Origin of the sequence: Hymenobacter ruricola (assembly GCF_015694525.1) — a bacterium.
GTDB lineage: Bacteria > Bacteroidota > Bacteroidia > Cytophagales > Hymenobacteraceae > Hymenobacter > Hymenobacter ruricola.
Map to the genome: position 1 here is coordinate 108,856 of NZ_JADQDM010000008.1, position 25,847 is coordinate 134,702.

Here is a 25,847-nt window from a genome sequence, read left to right on the forward strand (position 1 = left end):
TTTTCGCGCATTCAATGCCCTATCTGTTCACTTCCGAATCGGTTTCGGAAGGCCATCCCGATAAAGTTGCCGACCAGATTTCCGACGCCATTCTCGATGAGTATTTGCGTCAGGACCCCGCTTCCAAAGTGGCGTGCGAAACGTTGGTGACCACCGATTTCGCCCTCGTAGCCGGCGAAATCAAGTCCAAGGCCCACGTCGACGCCGAGCCCATTGTGCGCGAAACCATCCGCCGCATCGGCTACGACAAGCCCGAATACCTTTTCAACGCCGACACCTGCGAGGTGATGAACCGCCTGCACGAGCAGTCGCCCGACATCAACCAGGGCGTGGAGCGGGCCAAGGACGAAGACCAGGGCGCCGGCGACCAGGGCATGATGTTCGGCTATGCCAGCCACGAAACGGCCAACTACATGCCGCTGGCCCTCGACCTCTCGCACCGCCTGCTGCAAGAGCTCGCCGCTATCCGCCGCGAAGGCCGCGACATGCCCTACCTGCGGCCCGACGCTAAGAGCCAGGTCACCATTCGCTACTCCGACGACCACAAGCCCGAGGCCATCGACACCATCGTCATCAGCACCCAGCACGACGAGTTCGACGCTTCGGAGAGCGTGATGCTCGATAAAATCAAGGCCGATGTGCTCAGCGTGCTCATTCCGCGCGTGCAGGCCGGCCTCAGCGCCGACGCCCAGGCCCTGTTCACCGACCAGATTACCTACCACATCAACCCCACCGGCAAGTTCGTCATCGGCGGTCCGCACGGCGACTCGGGCCTCACCGGCCGCAAAATTATCGTGGACACCTACGGCGGCAAGGGCGCGCACGGCGGCGGCGCCTTTTCCGGCAAAGACTCGTCTAAAGTAGACCGCTCGGCGGCCTACGCCACCCGCCACATCGCCAAAAACCTGGTGGCCGCCGGCGTGGCCGACCAGGTGCTGGTGCAAGTGGCCTACGCCATTGGCGTGGCCGAGCCCGTGGGCGTATTCGTGACCACCTACGGCACCACCAAAGCCAAAGGCGCCAACGGCAGCATCCTCACCGACGGCGAAATCGCCGAAAAAGTAACCACGCTCTTCGACCTTCGCCCCTACGCCATCGTGCAGCGTTTCGGCCTGCAAAACCCCATCTTCGGCCAAACCGCCGCCTACGGCCACATGGGCCGCCAGCCCGGCACCGTGAACGTGGTGATGCCCGGCGGCGAAACCAAAACTTTCGAAACCTTCACCTGGGAAAAGCTCGACTACGTGCCCCAGATTAAGGCCGAGTTTGGCTTGTAGCTTTTTAGCGGTCAGCCTTTAGCTGATAGCCATTAGCTTCTATAAAGTCATAGCAAAAAGCCCCGCCTGAGTAATCAGGCGGGGCTTTTTGCTATGACTTTATAGAAGCTAACAGCTAATAGCCATCAGCTAATAGCTCAATGATTAATGGCTCAGCGTCTTCTCTTTATAGCGCGTGATTTGGCGGCGCAGGCTTTCGGTGGCGGCGTCGGCGGCGGCTTCAAAGGAAGCGGCGTCTTCGGCGCTGAACAAGGTAGTGCCTGGCACGAAAAGCTTAATTTCAACCGTTTTATTGTCGATACCGTCCTTGTTGTTGAGGCGCATGATTACCTCGCCGTCGGTAAACTTATCGTAAAAAGTTTCGAGCTTATTGAGGCGTTGCTGCACAAAATCAAGCAATTTCTTGTCGGCGTCGAAGTGCACCGAATGCATCTGAACTTTCATAAAGCGTTTGATTAAGAGGGTAAAAGGGTGTGGCAAACTCAGGCCCGGGGATGGGCCTGTTCAAATACGGATTTCAGGCGGTCGACGGACAGGTGCGTGTACACCTGCGTGGCCGCCAGGCTGGCGTGTCCTAGTAGCTCTTTGATGGAATTCAAATCGGCGCCCTTGCCCAGCAAATGCGTGGCAAACGCGTGCCGCAGGGCGTGCGGGTGCTGCTGCGCCCCGGAGGTCGTAATCTGACTCAAATACCGCTTCACGCAGCGGTAGACAAACTTCTCGTACATGGCCTCGCCCTTGTCGGTGAGCAGCAGCGGACCTTCGGTGGCGCCAAACTCGTGCGCCCGCCGGGCCTGGTATTTTTCAATCACCAGCTTTAAGGTCGGGTTTAGCGGCACGATGCGCTGCTTGTTGCCCTTGCCCGTGACGCGCACCGTGCCCGCGCCTAGGCTCACGTCGTCGGCGTGAATGCCGATGAGCTCCGAAAGGCGGATGCCGGTGCCATAGAGCATTTCCAGCACCAGCTGGTCGCGCACGCCGGCGAAGTCGTCGCCGAACTCGAACGAGTTCAACAAGCCGTTCAGCGCCTCTTCGGGCACGAACTCGGGCAGCTTCTTGGCCATCTTCGGGGCCTTGATGCGCAGCATGGGATTGGCGGCAATGGTGCCGGCGCGCAGCAGAAACTTGTAGTACGAGCGCAAGCAGGCCACTTTGCGGTTCACGGTGCGCGGGTCGAGGTTTTGCTGCATCAGCTCCACCACCCAGCCGCGGATAAGCGGGTGCGTGGCCTGCGCCGGGTCGTCAAGCTCGTAGGCCGATTTCAGGTAGGCGGCAAACTGGCCCAGGTCGGTTTGGTACGAGGTCAGCGTGTGCCCACTGTAGCGCTTTTCAAAGCGCAGAAAATCGAGAAAAGCGTCCATACACAGCAAAAATGCCCGGCGGTTGGGCCGGGCATCCAATGTAGGGCTTTTTTATTTTTCACCAAGCAAACGCCTGGGGTACGGACGCGAAAAAACCGGCCGGCTTGCCAAATGGGGCAAACCGGCCGGTTTTAGCAAAGCTAAACGGCCCTAAAGCGGGAGGCTATTCGTTGGGCTGGCCGTAAGTGGCGAGCTTGTAGACGGCCTTCTGCTTCATTTTGCGCTGCGTGATGCTGGGCTTCTGGAAGAACGTGCGACGACGCAGCTCTTTCAGCACGCCGGTGCGCTCAAATTTCTTCTTGAAGCGCTTCAGAGCGCGGTCAACCGATTCGTTGTCTTTGATTTGAACGATAATCATACCAGGGAATGAGGGGATTTTTCAGAGGAGGTCGGTGCAAACCGGGCCGCAAAGATAAACCGCAGATTTAACAGATTCTAACGGATGCAACAGATTTTTTGTGGTTTAGCCTTTAGCACCGCGCCGAAAGCCCTTTGGTCCTCTGCCGCGGAACCACAAAATCCGTTTCATCCGTTAAAATTCGTTAAATCTGCGGTCAAGTCGGCGGTTCTACTTCAGCAACGCCCGGGCGATAACCAGCTTCTGAATTTCGCTGGTGCCCTCGCCGATGGTGCAGAGCTTGGCGTCGCGGTAATATTTCTCGGCCGGGTAGTCCTTCGTGTAGCCATAGCCGCCGAAAATCTGCACGCCTTCGTTGGCCACGCGCACGCTCACTTCGGAGGCGTAGAGCTTGGCCATGGCCGATTCGAGGTTCACGTTCAGGCCGCGGTCCTTCATGTCGGCGGCGCGGTAGGTGAGCAGGCTGGCGGCTTCAATTTCGGTAGCCATGTCGGCCAGCTTAAAGGCGATGCCCTGGAACTTGCTGATGGGCTGGTTGAACTGCTGGCGCTCCTTGCTGTACTGCGTGGCGGCCTCGAATGCGCCCTGCGCGATGCCCAGGCTGAGGGCCGCGATGCTGATGCGGCCGCCGTCGAGCACTTTGAGGCTCTGCACGAAGCCGTCGCCCACTTTGCCGATGACGTTGCCCACGGGCACTTTGCAATCGGTAAAAATCAACTCCGTGGTTTCCGAGGCGCGCATCCCCAGCTTGTCCTCCTTGCGGCCGGCGGCGAAGCCCGGCGTGCCGCGCTCGATGATGAAGGCCGTCATGCCGTGCGAGTCGCCCACTTCGCCGGTGCGGGCAATGACGACGGCCACGTTGCCGGTTTTGCCGTGGGTGATGAAGTTTTTGGCGCCGTTGAGCACGTAGTTTTCGCCGCTTTCATCGAGCACGGCGGTGGTGCGCATGTTGCCGGCATCGGAGCCGGTGTTGGGCTCGGTGAGGCCCCAGGCGCCAATCCATTCGCCGCTGGCCAGCTTGGGCAGGTACTTGCGCTTTTGCTCTTCGGAGGCGTGTTGCAGAATGTGGCCGGTGCACAGCGAGTTGTGGGCCGCCATGCTCAGGCCGATGCTGCCGTCGATTTTCGACAGCTCCGCGATGGCCGTCACGTACTCCATGTAGCCGAAGCCGGAGCCGCCGTATTCCTGCGGCACGAGCACGCCCATCAGGCCCAGCTCGCCCAATTTGTGGAACACCTCGACGGGAAATTCCTGGCTTTCGTCCCACTTCATCATGTGGGGCTTGATGTGTTGGGCGCCAAAATCGCGCACCATCTGCGCAATCATGGTCTGGTTTTCGGTGGCTACGGCTTCCATGGATGGAGAACGGTTGGTGGGAATTATTAATAGGTGCAGAACGGGTAAGACCAAAACCAACGACCGTTCGTTTTGGCTCCACGAAAGTACGGTTTTGGCGCTTGGAAACGGCGGCCGGCGGGCACCGCTCGCCGGCCCGTAGTTGAAAGGGCGCGGCAAAAGCGTTACTTTTGAGGCTTTTTGGGGAGAACCTGACGCCCACGGCCCGCGTTTTTCCTGGTTTTTTTATTTGATTTTGCGCTCCTTGGCCTTCATGCCGACTTTTTTCCTTCGCCGCCTCGGGCGGCTGTGGCTGCTTGCGCTGCCCGCCGTGCTGCTGTTCTCGTCGTGTGCCTCGACGAAATACTATCAAAAGAGAACCCTTTTTCGCCTTACCGACAGCCAGGGCCACCAACTCGACACCACCAAGCTGCGCATTGCGGTGAACCGGAGCGAGCGCAATTATGTCATTCAGCCCAACGACTTTTTGGAGGTACGAGTGAACACCAACAAGGGCGAACGCATTCTGGACCCCAACGGCGAGTTGCAGTTTGGGCAGCCCACGGGCACATTGCCCAGCCGCAGTAGCGTGCGGGGCGGCCAGCAGGGCAGCGCAGGCACCCGCAACACGGGCCAAGGCGCCGGGGCCACTAGCGGCGGCTCCGAATTTCTGGTGCAGGCCGATGGCACGGCCACGCTGCCGCTGGTGGGCCGGGTGAGCGTGAGCGGCCTGACGCTGCTACAGGCCGACAGCATGCTGGCCCGGCGCTTCAACGAGTTTTACAAGGAGTCGTTCGTGACCACCCACGTCACCAACAACCGGGTGATTGTGCTGGGAGCCGCGGGCGGGCAGGTCATTGCCCTCACCAACGACAACATGAACCTGCTGGAAGTGCTGGCCCTGGCCGGCGGCGTCGACGGAGCCGGCGGGGCCGGCGGGGCGGGCCTGTACCGCAACGGCGGCCGGGCCGACAACATTCGCATCATCCGCGGCGACTTGAAAAACCCGCGCGTGCAGCAAATCGACCTGTCGACCCTCAATGGCATGCGCCGGGCCAACCTGCAGGTGGAGCCCAATGATGTAATTTACGTGGAGCCCATCCGCCGGCCGTTCCTGGATGCACTCAACGACATTAATCCCATCATCGGGATAGCAAGCTTGCTGACCACGACTACTTTTTTTATTATCTCGCAATTAAACCGTTAATTCTCTGGTGCTTCGCCCGGCGTATGCTGCGGCTGGGAATCGAGCGTGAGATGCAATTCCAGTGCAATGGCTATAAATGAGAACACCGAGTTAGAAGAGCTCATCCGCAACGCTTCGGGCGGCGTAGCGACGCCTCCCGCGACGCCTATGGCCGGCATGACGGCCGAGGAAGACGATGCGGGCGGCCTCGATGTGGCTACCTTGGTGCTAGTGGCCCGCCGCAGCCTGCTGTGGCTGTTGCTGCTGGTGGTGTTGGGCGTTACGGCTTCGTGGCTTTACCTGCGCTACACCAAGCCGGTGTATCAATCGGCCTCCATCCTGAAAATTGACGAGCGCGCCCAGGCGGCCGAAGTTGGCATTGCCGACCAGCTGGCGCCGGCCGCCGACAAAGGCCGGGGCAACAAGCTGGCGGGCGAGGTCGAGCTGATTAAATCCAACCTCATCTACCAGCGTCTGCGCGATTCGCTGACGCTCCACGTGAATTATTACGTGCAGGGCACGGTGCTTGAAACAGAGCTGTACGGCACCTCCCCCTTTCGCATTCAGGACACCATCACGGACCCGGCGCTGTACAACCGCAAGTTCAACCTGAAATTCACGGGTCCGCAGCGCTTTCGGCTGGACTTTGTAGGCCAGGGCCGGGCACTGGGCGGTGAGTACTCGCTGGGCCAGCCCATTGTGCTGCCGGGCATTCGGTTGCAGGTAGATGGCACACCGGAGTTGAACGAGGCCGCCCGCGAATCGGATTATCACTTCACAATTCAGGACGAGGCGGCGGTTAATGCCTATCTGGACAAAAACCTGACGGTTGACATTGTGAATCCGGACGCTAATACCATCCAGATTTCGTTTAAAGACTTCAACCCAACCAAGGCCCAAAGCGTGGTGAACACCATTGACCGGGTGTATTTGAAGCAAAAACTATTTCAGAAACGGCAGTCGACCGACCTGAAATCGAAGTTTCTTGAAAAAACCCTGAACGATACCAAACGGCTACTTCAGCAAGCCGAAGCCGACCTGCAAGCCTTCATTCAGACCAACAAAACCTACGATGTGGAGGCAGATGCCGCCGCCATTGTGGCCAAACTGGAAAAGCTGGAGGATGAACGGGCCAAGTTGGAGGAAAAAATCAACCTGCTGGTGGGCGTCAGCCGCCTAATAAACGAGGAGAGCATCACGACTACGGAAAACGAAACCGTGGAGCAGAGTATTCCGGCTATTGCCGGCATCGAAGACCCGCAGCTGGCCGGGATGCTCAACGACCTGAACGGCCAGCAGTGGGACCTGCGCCGCCTGCGCCGCTCCAGCACCGACAAAACCGAAGCCGTGCAGCAGCGGGAAGCCAGCGTGGCGTTTACGCGCAACAAAATCAAGCGCTTGCTGCTACAAGACCAGCAACTGCTGCGCCGCCAGCTGCGCATGCTCAATGAGCAGAATGATAAGCTAAGCGCCCAGTTGCAGGACAAGCCGGAGCAGGGCACGCAGTTGGAACGCCTCCGGCGTCCGGTGGACCTCTACGGCAAGAACTACCGAAGCTTATTTGAGCGCAAAATTGATTTTGACATTCAGCAAGCCGGCCAGATTGCTGACTTTCAAGTCCTGTCGCCAGCCTCGCTGCCGGCGGCGCCCATTTTCCCGAGCAAGCTTATTGCCTACGCCATTGGGCTGGTGGGCGGGCTGCTGCTGGGCCTGGGCCTGATTGCGGTGCGCTACTTTATGCACAACACCGTGACCAACGTGCGCGAGCTGGAGCGCAACACCAAGGCGGCGGTGCTGGGCATCATCCCGACCTACGACAAGGAAAAGATGGAAATTTCGCGCCTGGTGGTAGACAAGAACCCCAAGTCGGCCATCTCGGAGTCCATTCGCTCCATCCGGACCAACCTGGACTTCATCAGTTCGGCCAAGAAGAAACGGCTGATTTCGGTGACGTCGACCATTTCGGGCGAGGGCAAAACCTTCGTGACGGTGAACCTGGGCGGCATCATCGCCCTTTCGGGCCAGCGCGTCATCATTCTGGATTTGGACATGCGCAAGCCCAAGGTGAATCTGGCCTTCGGCGCCGAGAACACGCGGGGCGTGAGCACCATCCTCATTGAGCGGCACACCGTGCAGGAGTGCATTCAGCCCACCAGCATCGAGTCGATGCAGTTCATTTCGGCCGGCCCCACGCCGCCCAACCCGTCGGAGTTGATTCTGAGCGACCGGTTCGACCTGATGATTCAGGAGTTGTTCCGGACCTACGACGTGATTCTGATTGACACCCCGCCCGTGGGCCTCGTGACGGACGGCATCCTCATCATGCGCAAGGCCGACATTCCGCTCTACATCGTGCGGGCCGACTACTCGCGCAAGGCCTTCATCAAGAACCTGAACCGGCTGATGCGGAGCAATAACTTCTCCACCATGTGCACCATCCTCAACGACGCCCCGGCCGGCGCGGGCTACGGGTATGGCTACGGCTACGGGTATGGCTACGGCTATGGGTACGGCGCATACGGCCAGGGCTACTACGAGGAGCCGGCCACCAAGCCGCTCACCTTTGGCCAGAAGCTGAAGAAGTTCTTATCTTAACGCATTCTGAGTAAATGGCTTCGCTCTGGCAAAAGCTTTTTGGCGGGGCAGCGGCACCCGCGGCTCCGGCGGCGCCCCCCGTGGCGGCCCTGGCCGCGCTGGGCGCCGACATGCACTCTCACCTGCTGCCCGGCCTCGACGACGGCGCCGAAACCGTGGAGCACTCGCTGGAGCTGCTGCGGGCCCTGCGCGACCTCGGCTTTCGCAAGCTGGTGATGACGCCGCACATCATGGGCGACTTTTACAAGAACACGCCGGAGGGCATTCGGGCCGCGTTACAGCTGCTGCGCGACGCCGCCGCCGGGGCCGGCTTGGGCGATGTGGCGCTCGACTGCGCCGCTGAGTATTACCTGGACGAGTTTCTGGGCCACAAACTGGCCGATGGCACCGAGATGCTCACCTTCGGGGGCGAGAAGCGGTACTTGCTGTTCGAGACGTCGTACATGAACGAGCCGCTGAACCTGTTCGAAATCATCTTTGAAATGAAGGCCCAGGGCTACCGGCCGGTGCTGGCCCACCCCGAGCGCTACACGTACTTGTACGGCCGCCTGGCCGAGATTGAAAAGCTGCGCCGCAACTACGACGTGTTGCTGCAGGTCAACCTGAATTCGCTGTCGGGCTACTACTCGCCCGGGGCCAAAAAGGTGGCCGAGCAGCTGATTGACGGCGGGCTGGTCGACTTCGTGGGCACCGACACGCACCACCTGCGCCACACCGATACCCTGCTGAAACGCACCGTGCCCCAGCCCTACCTGAAAAAGCTGCTCGACCTGCCGCTGCTGAATAATACGCTGTAAGTAGTGGTGAACGGTTAATGGTTAACGGTTAATAGCAGGTGAGTAGTGTAATATACGATTATTGACCCACTGCCAACGACTACCACTCACCACTAACCGTCAACCAATCAGCACCAAACCCATGATTTTCGTCACCGGCGGCACCGGCCTCATTGGCTCCTTTTTGTTGCAGGGCCTGCGCGCACGCGGGCTGGCGGTGCGCGCCCTGCACCGCGGGGCCGTGCCTGCCGGGGCCGCGCCGGGCGTGGAATGGCTGGCCGGCGACCTGCTGGACACCGACCTGCTGCGGGCCGCCCTCACCCCCGACGTGACGCACGTGTTTCACTGCGCCGGGCTGGTGTCGTACGCCCCGCAGGAAGAGGATTTGCTGCTGCGCGTGAACGTGGAAGGCACCGCCGCCATCGTAGACGCCTGCCTGGAACGGCCCGGTATTCGGCTGGCGCACGTGTCGTCGGTGGCGGCGCTGGGCACGCCGGCGGGCGCAGCCACGGCCACCGGCCCGCTTACGGTGACGGAAGCCGCCACCTGGGACCTGGGGGCCGCGCACCCGGCTTATGCCACATCCAAATACCTGGGCGAGTTGGAAGTGTGGCGGGGCGTGGCCGAGGGCCTGTCGGCCGTCATTGTGAATCCCTCGGTGGTGCTGGGCCCCGGCGACTGGACGCGCAGCAGCACCCGGCTGCTGCGCTATGTCCACCAGCAGCACCGCTTCTACACGCGCGGGCTGGTCAATTTTGTGGACGTGCGCGACGTGGTGGCCCAGCTGCTGGCCCTGGCACTGGACCTGCCGGCCCTCAGCGGCGAGCGCTACATCCTGAGCGCGGAGGCCGTGCCGCTGGGCGACTTTTTCCGGCAGGCCGCGGCGGCGCTGCAGCGCCGCCCGCCCACGGTGGCCGTGCCCGATTGGGCCGCCGAGGTCATCTGGCGGCTGGAGCACGCCCGGGCCGTGCTTACCGGCGCCCGGCCGCTTATTACCAAAGACACGGCGCGGGCCGGGCGGCGGCCGGTGGTGTACGCACACGCCAAAGTACAAAGCGCTACCGGGCTATCATTCCGCTCGTTAGCCGATACGCTGGCTTGGTGTGCGGCCGAATTGGCCGAAAACCCGACCACCGCCCCGCCGGTTATCGTATCTTAGCAACAGCCGGATTGCACGGTTTTGCCCAATATTTGTTATCATTGACAGAGCACTAGCAAGTGGAGTGATAAGGCCTTGGCCAACGGTTTCTTTTTAATTTTTCGCCGTTGAACTTGCGCCTTTGCGAAACCCCGATTAATCCACTTAACTGCGATTTTATGCGCATGAACGAACATTTTGAAAACCACCGGGCCGTGTTGGACACCGTGCGTCGTTTCGAGCAGATGGTGGCGCAGCAGGAGCCCGTTTTCTTCGACCTGGAGGACTTCGAGAACATCATCGACCACTACGTCACCAATGCCGAGTTCGACAAAGCCCTGCAGGCCTGCGAGGCCGCGCTGGGCCAATATCCCTTCTCCACCGAGCTGCTGATTGACCGCGCCCAGGTGATGGCCATGCGCGGCGACTACACCGAAGCCGAGCGCCAGATTGACGAAGTGGCCGCCCTGGACCCCACCAACGCCGACGTGGCCGTGACGCGGGGCATCATCAGCACGCAGCGCGGCGAGTTTGCCGAAGCGGTGGAGTTTTTCCGGGCTGGCCTGGAGCAGGAGCCCGAGCGCGAAGACATTCACTTCAACCTGGGCCTGGCGTTTCAGAGCTGGCAGAAGTTCAAGAGCGCAGCCAAGCACTACAAGCAGAGCCTGCGCCTGAACCCCGACAACGAAACCGGTGTGCAGGAGCTGCTGCACTGCCTCGACATCACGGGCCGGCTGGAAGAGCACGAGGAGTTTTTCAAGCGCTTCACCGATGACGACCCTTATTCGGCCACGGCCTGGTACAACCTGGGCCAGTACTGGTACCGGCGCGAAGATTTTACGAAGGCCGCCGAGGCGTTCGATTTCGCCGTCACCATCAGCCCCGATTTTCACGACGCTCACCACTGGCTGGCCGACACCTTTGTGTGCCAGCAGGAGTACCGCAAGGCCATTCCGGAATTTGAGCTGGCCTACCCGCCTGGCCAACCGACGGACGAAGCCCTATGCAACATTGGCGAGTGCTACGAGAAGCTGCGCGACTGGGAGCCCGCCCGCAAGTACTACCGGCAGGCGCTGGAGCTGAATCCGGAAATGGACGAGGCTTGGTTTGGGCAGGGCGTGCTGCTGCAGGAGCAGGGCCGCTGGTTCGAGGCCATTCACTACTTCCGCAAGGCCACCGAGCTGTACGCCGAAAGCGGCGAGTACTGGTCGGCGCTGGGCGCGGCCGAAAACCAGGTGGGAAACGTGGTGAGCGCGCTGGAATCGTACGAAAAAGCCACCGAAGTAGCCCCCGACGACGTGCAGGGCTGGGTGAGCTGGAGCGCCATTCTCTACGAGCAGGGCCATTACGCCGAAGCCGTGGACCTGGTGCGCCACGCCGTGAACCTGCACCCGCACGAGGCACACTTCTACTACATGCTGTGCGCCTACCTGCTGGCCGACGGCCGCCTGCGCGAGGCCTACGCCACCTTGGAAACCGCCCTCACGCTCAACTACGACCAGCACGTGCTGCTGTTCGACTACTTCCCCGAGCTGCGCGAGCAGCCGGGCCTGAAGAAATTAATCGAGCAGTTCCGGAAATAACATTTCCCTCACTTTGACGCTACTTTTGCAACCGCCCGTTCGCCCGAACGGGCGGTTTTTTGTTGGCGGCCCCGCCCGTTTTCGGCCGCCATTTCCTCACCCCATCGCCTTTACTCCCCTCTTTTTGCAATGAATTACGACCTCTCTCAATTGCCCGAGCGCACCAGCAAGCCCCGCGAACAAGGCTACACCATGGTAATGGACAAGGGCATGAGCCTGCGCGAAGTAGAAGACTTCCTGGAAGTGGGCGGCTCCTACACCGACGTGGTGAAGCTGGGCTGGGCCACGTCCTACGTGGTGCCCAACCTCAAGCGCAAGCTCGACATCTACCGCGCGGCGGGCATTCCGGTGTACTTCGGCGGCACCCTGTTCGAGGCCTTCATCATCCGCAACCAGTTCGACGACTACCGCCGCCTGCTCGACAGCTTCGGCATGGAATACGCCGAGGTATCGGACGGCAGCATCGACCTGGACCACGGCCGCAAGTGCGAGTACATCCGCGAACTGAGCAAGAGCGTGCGCGTGCTGAGCGAAGTGGGCTCGAAGGATGCCGAAAAAATCATTCCGCCCTACAAGTGGATTTCGCAGATGGAAACCGAGCTCGAAGCCGGCGCCATCAAGGTCATCGGCGAAGCCCGCGAAGGCGGCAACGTGGGCCTGTTCCGCAGTACCGGCGAGGTGCGCTCGGGCCTGGTAGAGGAAATTCTGACCAAAATTCCCTCGGAGAAGATTCTGTGGGAAGCCCCGCAAAAAGCCCAGCAGGTGTGGTTCATCAAGCTGCTGGGCGCCAACGTGAACCTGGGCAACATTGCACCCAACGAAGTGGTGAGCCTCGAAACCATCCGCCTGGGCCTGCGCGGCGACACCTTCACGCACTTCCTCGACATGGACGCCGTGGACCCCATGTTCCGCCCCGCGGCCAAAACCACCAAGCCCGGCACATCCATGCCCCGCGGCTAAGTACCGAAACGATGCCCGGCCCACGCGTCGGGCACTGTTTTTCTGAAAACCAAGCGACATAAAAAAGCCGGCCCCCTTTCGGGAGCCGGCTTTTTTGTGGGCAATGATGAGAGCTTATTGCTTCACCACTTTCATTTTCTTGGTTTCGCCGCTGGGCAACGTGACGTTGACCATGTAGATGCCGGCTTTCAGCTCACCCATGCGGGCCACTTCTACGTCGTTGGCGCCGATTTCAAGGTCAACGCTTTGCGTGCTCACGGTGCGGCCGGTCATGTCAAGTACCCGAATCTGGCCGGTACCGGCCAGGCCAGCGCCCAGCGCCAGGCGGAGTTGGTCGCCGCTGTTCAGGGGGCTGGGGTAAGCCACCGCGGTGCTTTCTGCTGCTTTGCCACCGAAGTTAACGGCACGGGCGGCAAACTGCGCCGTTTTGCCGTCAAGGTCTACCTGCTCGAGGCGGTAGTAGCGGATGCCGGTTTTGCCTTCCTGCACGTCCGTGTAAGAATACTCTCGCTGAGTGGTGCTGTTGGGCGACTCGCTCGACACGAAGCCAAGGGTGCGGAACGACTTGCCATCGGTCGAAACCTGAACGTTGTAGCCTTTATTGTTCCGCTCGTTGGCCGACTGCCACGTCAGCAGGGCGTTGGTGCCCACTTTTTTGGCTTCGAAGCTGGTGAGCGTAACGGGCAGCGGGTTGTTCTTGTCGCCGAGCGTGATGGTGTTGATGTTGGCCACGAAATCCCGCGTGACCGTGTTAGCAGCGGTGTTCACCTGGCCACCCAGCGGGTCGTAGGGAATGCCGTTGTTGGCGGTCCGGAACAGCACGAGGTTGTTCTCGTCGTTGCCGTTCAGCTCGTCGGGCCGGTCCAGGTAGTGGAAAACCACCGTGGAAAGCGTCGGGGCGTTGTTCACGTCACCCGACACGCCGTACTGGCGTTTCACCGGGCGGGCGTTGTTGCCGATGGGTCCGCTCAGCGGGTCGCCCACCGTGCGCGTGATTTGAACCGTGGGGCCCGTGATGTCGCGGTTGGGGGTGATGTCAACGCCGATGTTGCCAAAGGTTTGGGTCACGCCGGCTTGCAGGTTGCGGTCGGCCAGGGCCACGCCTTCGATGAAAGCCGTGTTGGTTTCCCCGAGCAGGACGCCCGTACTTTTCAGGTTGACGTTGGAGGTCTTGGTGGTGTTCAGCGGATAAGTGGAAACGCCGGTTACCGGATTCCGGTTTTCGGATACCGTGCGAACAATGGCGCTCACGCCGGGCGAGAACACGAAGACGTTGCTGGCGTTGATGGCGTTAACCACCGCTTTCACGCCGGTTCCCTCGATGCGGATGTCGGCAATTTCCAGCAAACCGCGGATAACCTGGTCGCCGCCTTTCAGGGCAATGGTTGAGTTCAGGGCCGGGTTAGGCACCCCGTTGGCCCCCGTTTGCGCCGCCAGAATGCCGCCGCTAAACGTGTTCAGGTCACCGTACACGTTCAGCGTAGCGCCAATCGTTCCGCCGCCGGTGGTCTGGCCGATGCGCAGCAGGGCGCGCGTGGCGTTGCTGGTACCGTTCAGGGTGATGGTGCGCACCTCGTACAGGTTCGGGTCGGGGTTGAGCAGCGCGGGCGTTACCGTGTTGGTGTTGGTGCTGTTTTTCTCCGGGATGATGGCATCCGAGAAGCGAGTCGGCACGCCGTTGCTCCAGTTAGCAGCCAGCGTCCAATCGTTGCTGGTGGTGCTAATCCACGTCGTGCTGCCGCCGGGAGGCGTTACGGCCGGCGATACCAGCGAGAAGAAAGCAATGGCAGTACCGGAGCCGGGGCTTTGCACCTGTGTGGGTCCATCAACGGGGTCGTTGTAGGTATACACAAAGTAAATCTCGACAGCGTAGTCGCCACCACCCAATACTTGAGGCTGGGTCAGGAGGTTAACATTTATTGAGTTGTTCGCAAAATTCGTGTTGTTGCCTTGGTCAGCCAGGTTGGCGACAGAGTAGCTAGGCATTTGGCCAGCTCCGGTACCTACTAAGTAAACGCGGTAGAAAAGGTTAGCGGAGGTAATGGGGAGTCCCGAAGGGGAGCCTGCCCCCGCCGCTTGAATTGCCGAGGCATCCAAGGTCAATACCCCACCGTTGGCCGGGTCGAATTTCACGGCGCTACCGCCCGACGTGCCGCCTAGAGCGGTGCCGGCAAATAAAGGCTGGCTGGTGCTGGTGCGGCGAACGTAGTAGGTGTTCGTGCTGGAAGTAGCGGCCGAAGTCGTTCTGGCCGTCAGCGTCAGATTCGAAAAGGCGTAGGCTTGCGCGGACACCTTCTGCGAGGAGCCCAGAGCGGCAAAGATGGCTAATAAGGGGAGGAGAAAGCTGAAAAAGCTTCGCTGTCGCAACAGCTTCTGAGTAAAGGTTAACGTTTGCATTGGTGTGGGAAATTGGATGTTAAAGGGAGGGAAACGCTTTGCCGGTGGACCGTAGCGAGGCGCATATACGGAGGAGTCAAAAAAAGGTCTACCCGACTGGAAAAAAGTTAATTTTTTTATTGAAACGTTCAAAGGTAACAAAGAGCCGTACCGCGCCAAATATATCAGCCTTTAAATGCCGATTCATAGCAAACTTGCCATTAATGCACCACGCTATAGGGCACGGTGGCCAGGGCTTTTTTCTCGGCGGGCAGCTCCACCCCGAGCAAATCGTGTACGCTTACTCGGATTTTGTTGGAAAGTTGCGTGATGGGCAGGTCGTTGCTGTCGTAGCCAAACGGGTTCTCGATTTCGTTGCCAATCATCTCCAGGCCCAGCATGGCGTAGGCCCCAATCATGGTGATGGGCACCATCCACCAATCGCACGAATCCACGAGCACCAGCGGCATTATCATGATGAAGATGGTGATGTAGCACTTGATGAAGAAGCTGTATGAGTACGGAATGGGCGTGGCCTTGATGCGCTCGCAGGTGCCATTTACGCTCATCAGGCTGAGGTAGTGCTGCTTGATGTTGACGAGGTGGATGGGGTCGAAAATCTGCACCTGCCGCAGTTGCTCCACGCTTTCCATGAGCACGGCAATGAGGGTAGAAGGGACGTTTTCGGCCTTTTGGAGGCGCTCGATGATGTCGGGGGTGGCCTCCATCTTATCAAAGCGCATGCGGTTGCGCAGGGCTCCTTCTACGGCAATGGGGAAGTTGGAGATGAGGGCGGCGAAGTAGCGGCGGCTCGATTTGGCCTCGCGGGGCAGCAGAGCGTTCATTTCCATGGCCAGGCCGCGGCACTGCGATACCATGATGCCCCACACCTTGCGGCCTTCGTAGTAGCGGTCGTAGGCGGTGTTGGTGCGGAACACCAGCAGCAAGCTCAGCAAAATGCCCAGAATGGACAGGTACTCGCGCCCGATGCGGACGTTGAGGGTATGAAAATCAAGGCTCACCACGGCGATGGCCGAGCCGTAGAGGCCCACCAGCGCCACGCGCTTCAGCAGCAAACGAATTACGGCGGAGGTGTGGAAGTGCCACAGGGCCCGCCACCAGTCCCCTCCTTGATAAACAATCATCGGAATGGTAAATTTTTCTTATGTCCTGCAACGGCAAAGGTTTCGTTGAGGTTGGGCCAATTTTTTATTGGCGCGCCGAACTGACACATGCGCCGGGCCCACGGATAAGAAGCTGTTCGGGGCAGGCCTATCACAGGTCATGCCAGCTTTGGGGCCAGGCCGCCCGGCGCAAGCCCAGAGCGGCATTCTGGAGCCGCTAAAAGTCCCCCAGGCCGCTCTGGGACAGTATAATATTTTTTAAATGGAGCCAGAAAAACTTTCACAATAAAAAGTTCGGCGCGCCGTGGCAGGCGCGCAATACTGCCGGTCCCGGGCGGCGGGTCATGCCAAGGCCGGCGGCTGGCAGCTGGGGCCGGCTGCCGGTCTTGGCCCGTTTTGGCGCGCGCGGGTTTTCTTTGTGGTCCACTTACGCCCGGCATGGAAATCATTAAGCACTTTTTCGACCTACTCCTTCACCTCGACAAAACCCTGGTGAACGTGGTGCACGAGTACGGCAACCTCACTTACCTCATCCTGTTTATCATCATTTTCACCGAAACCGGGGTGATTGTGATGCCTTTTCTGCCCGGCGACTCGCTGCTGTTTGTGGCTGGCACGCTAGCTGCCCAACCCAACCCCGAATCGGGCCACCCCCTGCTCAACATCTGGCTGCTGATTCCGCTGCTCATCGCGGCGGCCTTCATCGGCGATAACCTGAACTACTTGGTGGGCGACTACCTGGGGCCGCGGGTGTTTCGTGAGAATTACAAGTTCCTCAACCGCAAATACCTCGACCAAACCCAGGCGTTTTACGCCAAGCACGGCGGCAAAACCATCATCATGGCGCGCTTCGTGCCCATTGTGCGCACGTTTGCGCCGTTTGTGGCCGGGGTGGGCACCATGACGTACCGCTACTTTGCGTCCTTTAGCATTGCGGGGGCGGCGCTGTGGGTGATTTCGCTCACGCTGGCGGGCTATCTGTTTGGCAACATTCCGCTGGTCAAGAACAACTTCACCCTGGTCATTTACGCCATCATTCTGATATCGGTGCTGCCGCCGCTGTGGTCGTTCCTGAAAAGCAAGTTTGGCTCCCAGCCCGCCAACGCCCGCTAAACCAAGGGCCCGGCGATTGTCGGAGATAAATTGTTACAATTTGGCGAAAACGCCCCCGACCGGACGGTTGGGGGCGTTTTTTATTGTTCTTTTGATAACCCTTCGCTCTACTACCCTCTCCTTTGCATGCGCCAGTTTGGGCTTATCGGCCGCACCCTCAGCCACTCGTTTTCGCAAACGTATTTCACCCAGAAGTTTTACTCGCTGGGGCTGGGCGACCATGAATACGAGCTGTTTGAGCTGGCCTCCATCAACGAGCTGCCGGCCCTGCTGGCCGCCCACCCGGACTTGGTGGGCCTGAACGTGACCGTGCCGTACAAGGAATCGGTGATGCTCTACCTCGACGACCTGGCGCCCTCCGCCACCCGCGTGGGCGCCGTGAACGTGATAGAGCGCACGCCCGACGGCCGCCTGCGCGGCCACAACACCGACTATGTGGGGTTCCGCGAGTCGTTGCGGCGCTTTTTTCCCGCGCCGCCCGATGCGCGGGCGCTGGTGCTGGGCACCGGCGGCGCGGCCAAAGCCGTGGTAGTGGCCTTGCAAGAACTCGGCATTCCGCACTGGCTGGTGAGCCGCGACCCGCTGGGCCACGGCCTCACCTACGACGACCTCACGCCCGAGCTGGTGGCGGCCCACGCGCTCATCGTCAACGCCACGCCGCTGGGCACCTTCCCGCGCACCGACGAATGCCCGCCCCTGCCCTACTCGGCGCTCACCCCGCAGCATCACCTGCACGATTTGGTGTATAACCCCACCGAAACGCTGTTTATGCACAAAGGCAAAGAGGCCGGCGCGCAGGTGAAAAACGGGTTTGAGATGCTGTGCCTGCAGGCCGAGGCGGCGTGGGCTATTTGGAATGAGCAGTGAGTATTGGCAGTGAGCAAAAGGGAAAGCCCGTCATGTCGAGCTTGTCGAGACATCTCGCGTGCCATAACTAATCCAGTCGATTGGGTTACTGCTGCACGCGAGATGTCTCGACAAGCTCGACATGACGGGCTTTCGTTTCTCGTTTAAGGGCGGTGCACCTACTGCTGGCCGCCCTGGGTTTCGCCGGCCTTCTGGTCGTCGTTGCGGATGCTGCGGCGGGACCTGGGCGGCGTGTTTTCAATCTTGCCGAAGCGGTAGCCAAAGGCCAGACGCAGGCCGCGCAGGGCGATGTAGTTGTGCTGCTCCAGGGTGAAGGCGGGCGTGTTGACGTAGGAATTCAGGTCGCGGCGCTCGGTGAGGAAGTTGTCGGCGTTGAGGGTGAGGTCGCCTTTTTCCTTCATGATGGTCTTTTTGATGCCGATGGAGTACCAGTTCCAGGCCGAGGCGCGGCCCTGCAGCTGCACGCGGGAGGAGTTGATGCCACCGAAGAACTGCGCGCTCAGCGTCTTGGTGAATTTGTAGGTGGAGTTGGCGTTGAGGTTGAACATGAGGCCCTCGTTGGTGGTGCTGAGGGCGCCGGAGTGCAGCACCACGTAGGTGAACGAGGTCGAGCCGCTCACTTCCCACTTCGGGGTGGGCTTGAAAGAGCCGAACACGCTGGCGCCGTAGCTGCGGTTTCGGGCAATGTTGGCGTAGGTGGTTTTGGTGGTGTCGAGGCGCTGGGTGCGCACGGCCTCGATGGCGTTGTTGGTCTGGCGGGTGAAGAGCGAGAAGTTCAGCACCGAGCCTTTCACGAAGGTGCTGTAGTTCAGCTCGTAGCTGTCGGTGAACTCGGGGTTTAGCTCGGGGTTGCCCTTGCTCACGTTGAATTGGTCGACGCGGTTTTCGTAGGGGTTGAGGTAGTAGATGTTGGGGCGCTGGATGCGCTTGCTGTAAGCTAGGCGCAGGGTGTTGCCGGGCTTGCGGGTGTAGCTGAGGCTGGCGTTGGGCAGCAGGCTGGTGTAGCCGCTGGTGAAGCGCGTGACGTCGTTTTGCTGGAAGCGGCCCACGATGTCGGTGCGCTCGAGGCGGGCACCGAGGCGGGAGTTGAGCTTTTTGCCCAGCGCGAAGCCGTAGGTGCCGTAGGCGGCGGCCACGTTCTGGTCGTAGTCGAAGCGGTTGGAGCGCTGCGGGTCCACCAGGAAAGGTCCGTCGGTGCCGGTGGCGGTCTGGATTTGGTAGTCGCTCAGCACGCGGCGCAGGATGGCCTTGCCGCCCACTTCCACGCTGCGCTGGTCGCCGATGGGGTGCGTGTAGTCGGTCTGGAGCGTGGTTTCGAGGTTGCGCGAGAGGTTGTCGCTGCTTTCGCAGTAGTTGGGCAGGCCGGTGGCCGTGAACTGGTTCTCGTACTGGTCGAGCGAGTAGGGCTGCAGGTTGCGGTTGCGCGAGTGCTGGGCCAGCACGCTCCACTCGCGGCGCGGCTGGCCCTCGAAGGTGCGGGTGTAGGTGCCGTTCACGTCGTAGCTCGACGAGTTGAACTTGTACTCGGTGGCCCGGGTGAAAAGCTGGCTCGGGCCGCCCACGTTGCTCACCAGGCTGTTGGTTTGCTCGTTCTCGTTGCGGTTGCGGTTGAGGTTGCCGCTGAAGCCGAAGGTGAGGTTGTGGTTTTTGGCCGGGTCGTAGTCCACGCTCGCCCGGCCATAGCCGCCCCCGCCCACGTTGTCGCCGCTGCCGTTCTGGCTCAGCGTCGAGAGCAGCTTGTCGGGCGAGCCGTCGAAGTTGGTGCGCGCCGTGGTGCTGGCGCTGGGGCTGTAGTAGAGGTAGGTGCTCAGGTTGGTGTTCACCCCAATCTTGCCGCGGCGCGCGTTGAAGCTGAAGCCGGCGTTGGAGCTGCGGTTGCCGGCGGCGGCGTTCACGCTGCCGTTCACGCCCTGCAGGTTGTTCTTTTTCAGGATGATGTTCACGATGCCGGCCGTGCCCTCGCCGTCGTACTTCGCGCCCGGCGTGGTGATGACTTCGACGGAGGCAATCTGGTCGGCGGGCAGTTGCTTGAGGGCATCGGCGAGGTTGCCGGCCAGGATGCTGCTGGGCTTGTTATTGATGAGCACCTTGATGTTGGAGCTGCCGCGCAGCTGCACGTTGCCGTCCAGGTCCACGTTCAGCAGCGGCACTTTGCGCAGCACGTCGGCGGCCACGCCGCCCTTGTTGGTCAGGTCGCGGTCGGCGTTGTACACAATGCGGTCGGGCTTCACTTCCACGGTTTCCTTTTCGCCGGTCACCGTTACGTCGCCCAGCTGCTGGGCCGTGGCCGTGAGGCTGAGCGGGCCCAAATCGGTGGGGCCGCTGGTCACGGTCACGTCGCGCACCAAAGCCGCGTAGCCCAAGAAGCTGATTTGCAGGCGGTAGGCGCCCGGGGCCAGCCCGCGCAGGCTGAAGCGGCCTTTGTCGTCGGCCACGGTGCCGTCCACGGGCGTGTCGCCGGTGGCGGGCAGCAGGGCCACGGTGGCAAATTCCACCGGCTTTTTGGTGGCGCCGTCCAGCACGAGGCCGGTGAGGCGGCCGGTGCCTTTGGGGGCCTCTGGCAGCCCCAGCGGCTTGGTGGCGGAAGCAGTGGTTGGCGTGGTGGCCGGGGCCTGGGCAAGCGCGGGGCTAATGCCCGCCGCGAGCAGCGACAGGCCGAGTAGGGTGTGTTTCATTGCAGAAAAGAGGTGTGCGAAAGGATGCAGAAAAAAGGCGAGCGTTGCGGGTTGGTGTTTGGAAAAGTTTGGGCTGAGCTTGTGATTCAGCTATGAGTGGCGCTTTTTATCATAATTCAGCGCGTCTCTACATCGCTCTGATGGTCAGGCCAGGTTGCGCCAGCGCAGCACCGCGTAGCCCAGCACCGTGGCCGTGCCGAACCACAGCAGCTGGTACCACTCGTGCGGCGCCACGGTGGGCATGGCCATCCCCGGCACGGGCTTGAAGGGCGTGGTCAGCAGCGTGAGCATGGGGCCGGCGTAGGGAATCCAGCCCACGTGCTCCCAGCGCAGCAGGGTGAGGCCGGCCACCCAGCCCGCCATGCCCGCCGCCACCGGCAGCACGAACCCCGACTGCCATTTGCCCAGCACGTACTGCACGCCCACAATGCCCAGCGTGGCCAGGTAGGTGCGCCCCAGCAGCCGGCCCAGCAGGTGCACGGGCGGCGCAAACTGCTGCAGGTGCAGCTCGGGCCGCAAAGTCGCCAGCAGGTGCCCGGCGGCCAGCAGCAAGCCCACAAACAGCACCTGGGCCAGCGCATTCAGCCCCAGAATGATGAGCAGCTTGCTCAGCCACACCGGCAGGCGGCCCACCGGCAGGGCAAAAAGGTGCTTCCACCCTTCGGCCTTGTTTTCCACGCCCACCACCAGGCTGGTAAGCAGCACCACAAACAGCGGCAGCAGCACGGCGGCCGTCTGCCAGCTCATGCTGGCGTACTTCGCCCAGCCGTCCACGCCGGGCTTCAGCAAGAGGTGGCCTTTGAAGTAGAAGATGCAAAAATTGAGCAGCACCGGCAGCACGCCGCTGGCCAGCGTGAGCCACAGCGCGGCGGTGCGGCGCAGCTTCAGGGCATCGGCGGCGAGGCTGCGGCCCAGCTGTACGAAGGGGCCGGGCACGGCCGGCAGCGTCAGATTGGCGGTGGAAACAGTCGGGTTCATTAGTTGGAGGCGGTTTCGGTGAGGTGTAGGAAGGTGTCTTCCAGCGTGGGCTGCTCGCAGTGCAGGCTGAATACGGGCTGGCCGGCGGCCACCAGCGCCTGGGCCAGCGCGGCGGTGTGCTCGCGCGACTGAAACGGCACGCGCAGGGTGCCCGGCGCCGCTACCGTGGCGGTGCGCAGCTCCGCCAGCAGGCCGCGGCAGGTGGCGGCGCAGGCGGTCTCGAGCACCAGCTCGGCCCGGGTTTGCTGGCGGGCCTGCAGCTCGGCCAGGCTGCCCTGAAACGCCAGCCGCCCCTGCTGAATGACGCCCACGTGGGTGGCCACTTTCTCCACTTCGCCGATGAGGTGGCTGGAGAGCAGGATGGTTTTGCCGTGCTCTTCGCGCAGCTGCCGCAGCAGGGCGCGCAGGTCGCTGATGCCGGCCGGGTCGAGGCCGTTGGTGGGCTCGTCGAGGATGAGCAGGTCGGGGTCGGGCAGCAGGGCCAGCGCCAGGCCGAGGCGCTGCTTCATGCCGAGCGAGTAGCCCTTGACCGGGCGGTGGGCGGCGGCGCTCAGGCCCACCTGGGCCAGCACGGCGGCGGTGCGGGCGGGCGCCAGGCCGCGCAGGCGGCGGGTGGCTTCCACGTTTTCGTGGCCGGTGAGGTGGTCGTAGAGCGAGGGGTTTTCGATGAGGGCGCCCACCCGGCTGAGCAGGGCCACGCGGTGCCGGGCCAGCTCGTGCCCAAACAGGCGCACCGTGCCGCCGCCGGGCCGCAGCAGCCCCAGCAGCAGGCGCAGGGTGGTGCTTTTGCCGGCCCCGTTGGGCCCCAGAAAGCCGTAAATGCTGCCGGCCGGCACGGCCAGGCCCAGGCCGTGCAGCACGGGCCGCTCCCCGAATTGGAACGAAAGGTCGGTGGTTTCAACAAGGGGAGCGGTATTCATTGCAGAAAAGAGAAGGTGAGAAAAGCGCCGGACAACGGCTTAGAGCTGAAATCCGATACAAACCTAGACCCGCCAAAACATCCGCAAACGGCTATTCAACCAACCCCGAAGCCATTCCCGGCAACACGGCTTTTTTGCCCCTCAACCCGGCCTTCTTTCCTGCCAACCCGCCACCGGGCGCCACCACTTCGGGTTGGTGAAGGCCCGCCGGGCGTTGGTGCCGGCGGGGGCGGCGTTGGTTGAAACGCGGCCGGCGCCACTGGCTCGTTTCCTACCTTTCGGCGTGGAAAACTCTCTCGTTTCGCCCGCTGCTGCGGTTTCAGGTGTTCCCGCCGAACGACGGGCGCCCCGCCGACCCGCTACGGCCGCCCGTTTCCGGTGGTGGCCCCGGACCCACGACCACATGCCCATGCCGCGGTGGGTGCACGTGCTGCTGGTGGGGACGCTGCTGGCCATCGATGCTTTGCTGTACTACGCCCTCAGTATGAACCCCAAGGCCGCGGGCGAGCTGAACAACACCTGGTTTGTGCGCAACGCGGCCCTGGACCTGCTCACGGCGGTTTTGTTTTACTGGAACTGGCTCGTGCTGTTTCCGCGCACGCTGCCGCTGGGCCGCCTGGGTTCCTACCTGCTGCTGGCGTTGGCCTCGGCGGCGGTGTTTTCGCTGCTGCGCATTGCCGTTTCCGACGCGGTGTACCGCCTGATGAGCCCCGCGCATCCCATGTCCGGGTCCTTCCGGGGCGACTTGTGGTTTGGGCTGCTGCTGGCCGGCTTGCTCACGCTGGCGGCCAGCTCGGGCGTGCGCATGACCATTGAGTACCTGCAGGGCCAGCGCAACCGCCGCGAGCTCGAACGCCAGCACCTGCTCACGGAGCTGGGCATGCTCAAAACCCAAATCAACCCGCACTTTCTGTTTAATACCCTCAACAACATCTACTCCCTCACCAGCCGCAAGTCGGACCGCGCCCCGGAGGCGGTGCTGCGCCTGGCCGAAAGCATGCGCTACCTGCTCTACGACAGCAGCGCCGACACGGTATCGCTGGCCCAGGAGCTGGCCCACCTGCGCAGCTTCCTCGACCTGCAGCGCCTGCGCCTGCCCGCCAGCGAGGCCGAAACCGCCATCGTCTTCAGCACCCACGGCCCGCTCGACGCGTTTCCGCCGGTGGCCCCGCTCCTGCTGCTGCCGCTGGTCGAAAACGCCTTCAAGCACGGCGACCTCGCCGCCCGCCCCGAAGCCATTCGCATCGAGCTGGAAGTGGACGGCGCCGAGCTGCGCTTTTCGGTGCACAACTACGTGGCCGCCATTGCCGACCTGCCGCCCCAGCCCGGCGGCCTGGGCCTGCACAACCTGCGCCGCCGGCTGGTGCTGCTGTACCCCGAGCGGCACGCGCTGCACGTCCGCACGTTGCCGGGCGAGTACGCCGTGGAGCTGGTGCTGCAGCTTGATGGGGAGAGCTGAGCAAAACAACGGGAACGCTAAACAACAGAACGTCATGTCGAGCTTGTCGAGACATCTCGCGTGCCGCAGTAACTAAATCGATTGGATTAGTGGTAGCACGCGAGATGTCTCGACAAGCTCGACATGACGTTCTTGCTTGCAAAAAGCGTTTCCCTCTCCTGCCTAGACTATGCAACGCCTGACCTGCGCCATCCTCGACGACGAACCCCTGGCCCTCGACCTGCTAGCCGACTACTGCGCGCAAGTGCCGTTTCTGGAGCTGCGCGGGCAGTTTCACGACGCGCTGGCCGGCCTGGCGTTCCTGCAGGACAATCCCGTCGACGTGGTGTTCATGGACATTCACATGCCGCGCCTCACGGGCCTGCAGCTGGTGCAGCTGCTGCCCGCGCCTGCCCCGCGCATCATCTTCACCACCGCCTACGACCAGTACGCGGTGCAGAGCTACACCCTGAACGCGGCCGACTACCTGCTCAAGCCCATTGCCTTCGACCGGTTCCTGCAGGCCGTGAGCAAGGTACGCCAGGCCGTGCCGAGCGGCAGCGCCGCCCCGGTTGCCCCTGCCGCCACTCCAGAGCCCCAGGCCGCCCCAGCCGCTCCGGCGCCGGCCGATGCCATGTTTGTCAAAAACGAGCACCGCCTGCAGCGCGTGGCCTTCGATGACATTCTCTACATCGAAGGCATGAAAGAGTACCTGCTGTTGCACACCGCCAGCGCTGGCAAAATCCTCACCCTGCAATCCTTCCGGCGGGTAGAGGAAGTCCTGCCGCCCGAGCGGTTTGCCCGCATCCACAAGTCGTTTCTGGTGGCCCTCAGCCGCATCGAGCACGTGGAGCGCGGCAAAGTTCAGGTAGCAGGCCGCCTGCTGCCCGTGGGCGACACCTACCGCGAGTCGTTCGCCGAGCTGATTCGGGCGCACAACCAGCTGTAGGAGGCAGAAGAGCGGTAACCGGCTGTCATTGCGAGCGCAGCGCGGCAATCTGTCCTGCCAAAAACAGACCCTTCAATGAAACAAAAAGCCCCGGCATTGCGCAGTGCCGGGGCTTTTTTGGTAAAAGGATATTAGGACAGATTGCCACGGGCTGCGCCCTTGCAATGACAGGGACCTACTTCGCGGCCAGCTTGCTGGCAATCTCGGCCGTGTGCTTGCCCTGGAAACGGGCGCCTTCCAGCTCGTTTTCGCTGGGCTGGCGCTCGCCCTGGCCGCCGGCCACGGTGCTGGCGCCGTAGGGCGTGCCACCGGTCACCACCTCGTGGCCCATCTGGCCCTGCCAGGCGTAGGGCAGGCCCACAATCACGAAGCCGTGGTGCAGCAGCTCCGTGTGAAAGCTGCGGATGGTGGTTTCCTGGCCGCCGTGCTGGGTGGCCGTGCTCACAAACACGCCGCCCACTTTGCCCACCAGCGCGCCCGTGGCCCACAGGCCGCCGGTGCTGTCCATGAAGGCCTGCATCTGGCCGCACACGTTGCCGTAGCGCGTGGGCGTACCGAAAATGATGGCGTCGTATTCCGTCAGCTCCTGCGGCGTGGCCACGGGCACGTGGGCGAAGGCCTGCTGGGCGCCGGTGGCCCCAATCTGGTCGAGAATGGCCGGGGGCAGCGTTTCGGGCACGCGCTTCACCACCACGTCGTTGCCGGCCACTTGGCGGGCGCCTTCTGCCACGGCCTCGGCCATTTTCCAGATGTGGCCATAGGTGGAATAAAACAGCACAAGAGTCTTCATGGGAAAGGGTTTGGGGGGTTGGAGAATGATGAAAAACCGAAGGTTCCG

At 61.9% G+C, this 25,847-nt stretch carries 21 protein-coding genes; 11 read left to right on the forward strand and 10 right to left on the reverse strand.

Annotated features, from left to right (window positions below):
• The first annotated feature begins 14 nt into the window (after positions 1 to 14).
• A complete protein-coding gene (gene metK / locus I2H31_RS16060; RefSeq protein WP_196294066.1) occupies positions 15 to 1,277 on the forward strand; it encodes a methionine adenosyltransferase in 1,263 nt (420 codons plus the stop codon).
• A gap of 144 nt (positions 1,278 to 1,421) precedes the next feature.
• Here metK and hpf read toward each other — a convergent pair whose 3' ends face one another.
• The 4 genes from hpf to I2H31_RS16080 all read right to left on the reverse strand — a co-directional run bounded on the left by hpf (position 1,422) and on the right by I2H31_RS16080 (position 4,352).
• The gene (gene hpf / locus I2H31_RS16065) at positions 1,422 to 1,721 is read right to left on the reverse strand and encodes a ribosome hibernation-promoting factor, HPF/YfiA family (protein ID WP_196294067.1); all 300 of its coding nucleotides are present in this window, start codon (positions 1,719 to 1,721) and stop codon (positions 1,422 to 1,424) included.
• 38 nt (positions 1,722 to 1,759) lie between these two features.
• Complete coding sequence (locus tag I2H31_RS16070; RefSeq protein WP_196294068.1) at positions 1,760 to 2,638, reverse strand: tyrosine-type recombinase/integrase; 879 nt, start codon at positions 2,636 to 2,638, stop codon at positions 1,760 to 1,762.
• Between the two features lie 163 nt (positions 2,639 to 2,801).
• Positions 2,802 to 2,996, reverse strand: coding sequence for a 30S ribosomal protein S21 (rpsU, locus tag I2H31_RS16075; RefSeq protein ID WP_190924805.1), 195 nt, complete (start codon positions 2,994 to 2,996; stop codon positions 2,802 to 2,804).
• Between the two features lie 210 nt (positions 2,997 to 3,206).
• A complete protein-coding gene (locus tag I2H31_RS16080; RefSeq protein ID WP_196294069.1) occupies positions 3,207 to 4,352 on the reverse strand; it encodes an acyl-CoA dehydrogenase family protein in 1,146 nt (381 codons plus the stop codon).
• 253 nt (positions 4,353 to 4,605) lie between these two features.
• Between I2H31_RS16080 and I2H31_RS16085 the strand changes: the two genes are divergently transcribed.
• The 6 genes from I2H31_RS16085 (at position 4,606) to I2H31_RS16110 (ending at position 12,569) form a co-directional block, all read left to right on the forward strand.
• The gene (locus tag I2H31_RS16085) at positions 4,606 to 5,538 is read left to right on the forward strand and encodes a polysaccharide biosynthesis/export family protein (protein WP_196294070.1); all 933 of its coding nucleotides are present in this window, start codon (positions 4,606 to 4,608) and stop codon (positions 5,536 to 5,538) included.
• A gap of 66 nt (positions 5,539 to 5,604) precedes the next feature.
• Complete coding sequence (locus I2H31_RS16090; RefSeq protein ID WP_196294071.1) at positions 5,605 to 8,112, forward strand: polysaccharide biosynthesis tyrosine autokinase; 2,508 nt, start codon at positions 5,605 to 5,607, stop codon at positions 8,110 to 8,112.
• A gap of 14 nt (positions 8,113 to 8,126) precedes the next feature.
• Complete coding sequence (locus tag I2H31_RS16095; RefSeq protein ID WP_230687862.1) at positions 8,127 to 8,909, forward strand: tyrosine-protein phosphatase; 783 nt, start codon at positions 8,127 to 8,129, stop codon at positions 8,907 to 8,909.
• 121 nt (positions 8,910 to 9,030) lie between these two features.
• Positions 9,031 to 10,047, forward strand: a complete 1,017-nt coding sequence (locus I2H31_RS16100) for an NAD-dependent epimerase/dehydratase family protein (protein ID WP_196294072.1) — start codon at positions 9,031 to 9,033, stop codon at positions 10,045 to 10,047.
• 158 nt (positions 10,048 to 10,205) lie between these two features.
• Positions 10,206 to 11,609, forward strand: coding sequence for a tetratricopeptide repeat protein (locus tag I2H31_RS16105; RefSeq protein ID WP_230687864.1), 1,404 nt, complete (start codon positions 10,206 to 10,208; stop codon positions 11,607 to 11,609).
• A gap of 129 nt (positions 11,610 to 11,738) precedes the next feature.
• Positions 11,739 to 12,569 carry a phosphosulfolactate synthase gene (locus I2H31_RS16110; protein WP_196294073.1) on the forward strand — a complete coding sequence of 277 codons (831 nt, stop codon included), beginning with the start codon at positions 11,739 to 11,741 and terminating at the stop codon, positions 12,567 to 12,569.
• Positions 12,570 to 12,683: 114 nt separating this feature from the next.
• Here the strand turns inward: I2H31_RS16110 and I2H31_RS16115 are convergent, their stop codons facing one another.
• Together I2H31_RS16115 and I2H31_RS16120 are read right to left on the reverse strand one after the other, a co-directional pair.
• Complete coding sequence (locus I2H31_RS16115) at positions 12,684 to 14,966, reverse strand: T9SS type A sorting domain-containing protein (protein ID WP_196294074.1); 2,283 nt, start codon at positions 14,964 to 14,966, stop codon at positions 12,684 to 12,686.
• Positions 14,967 to 15,166: 200 nt separating this feature from the next.
• Positions 15,167 to 16,090 (reverse strand): bestrophin family protein, encoded by a 924-nt coding sequence (locus I2H31_RS16120; protein ID WP_196294075.1) that lies wholly within the window; start codon positions 16,088 to 16,090, stop codon positions 15,167 to 15,169.
• Between the two features lie 417 nt (positions 16,091 to 16,507).
• On the opposite strand from I2H31_RS16120, the gene I2H31_RS16125 reads away from it, so the two are divergent.
• Together I2H31_RS16125 and I2H31_RS16130 are read left to right on the forward strand one after the other, a co-directional pair.
• Entirely contained in the window at positions 16,508 to 17,182 is a 675-nt protein-coding gene (locus I2H31_RS16125; RefSeq protein ID WP_196294076.1) for a DedA family protein, read from the forward strand.
• A gap of 126 nt (positions 17,183 to 17,308) precedes the next feature.
• Positions 17,309 to 18,049, forward strand: coding sequence for a shikimate dehydrogenase family protein (locus tag I2H31_RS16130; RefSeq protein ID WP_196294077.1), 741 nt, complete (start codon positions 17,309 to 17,311; stop codon positions 18,047 to 18,049).
• Positions 18,050 to 18,207: 158 nt separating this feature from the next.
• Here I2H31_RS16130 and I2H31_RS16135 read toward each other — a convergent pair whose 3' ends face one another.
• The 3 genes from I2H31_RS16135 to I2H31_RS16145 form a co-directional block, all read right to left on the reverse strand.
• Positions 18,208 to 20,724 carry a TonB-dependent receptor domain-containing protein gene (locus I2H31_RS16135; RefSeq protein ID WP_196294078.1) on the reverse strand — a complete coding sequence of 839 codons (2,517 nt, stop codon included), beginning with the start codon at positions 20,722 to 20,724 and terminating at the stop codon, positions 18,208 to 18,210.
• A gap of 144 nt (positions 20,725 to 20,868) precedes the next feature.
• Positions 20,869 to 21,702, reverse strand: coding sequence for an ABC transporter permease (locus tag I2H31_RS16140; RefSeq protein WP_196294079.1), 834 nt, complete (start codon positions 21,700 to 21,702; stop codon positions 20,869 to 20,871).
• On the reverse strand, positions 21,702 to 22,622 hold the full coding sequence (locus I2H31_RS16145; RefSeq protein ID WP_196294080.1) for an ATP-binding cassette domain-containing protein: 921 nt from the start codon (positions 22,620 to 22,622) through the stop codon (positions 21,702 to 21,704). The genes I2H31_RS16140 and I2H31_RS16145 overlap by 1 nt, the downstream gene beginning before the upstream one ends.
• A gap of 403 nt (positions 22,623 to 23,025) precedes the next feature.
• Here I2H31_RS16145 and I2H31_RS16150 point away from each other — a divergent pair, with 403 nt between their 5' ends.
• On the forward strand, positions 23,026 to 24,081 hold the full coding sequence (locus tag I2H31_RS16150; RefSeq protein WP_196294081.1) for a sensor histidine kinase: 1,056 nt from the start codon (positions 23,026 to 23,028) through the stop codon (positions 24,079 to 24,081).
• Positions 24,082 to 24,250: 169 nt separating this feature from the next.
• Positions 24,251 to 25,009: a LytR/AlgR family response regulator transcription factor gene (locus I2H31_RS16155; RefSeq protein WP_230687866.1), complete on the forward strand. Its 759-nt coding sequence runs from the start codon at positions 24,251 to 24,253 to the stop codon at positions 25,007 to 25,009.
• Between the two features lie 175 nt (positions 25,010 to 25,184).
• Here I2H31_RS16155 and wrbA read toward each other — a convergent pair whose 3' ends face one another.
• Complete coding sequence (gene wrbA, locus I2H31_RS16160) at positions 25,185 to 25,799, reverse strand: NAD(P)H:quinone oxidoreductase (RefSeq protein WP_196294082.1); 615 nt, start codon at positions 25,797 to 25,799, stop codon at positions 25,185 to 25,187.
• Between the last annotated feature and the right edge of the window lie 48 nt (positions 25,800 to 25,847).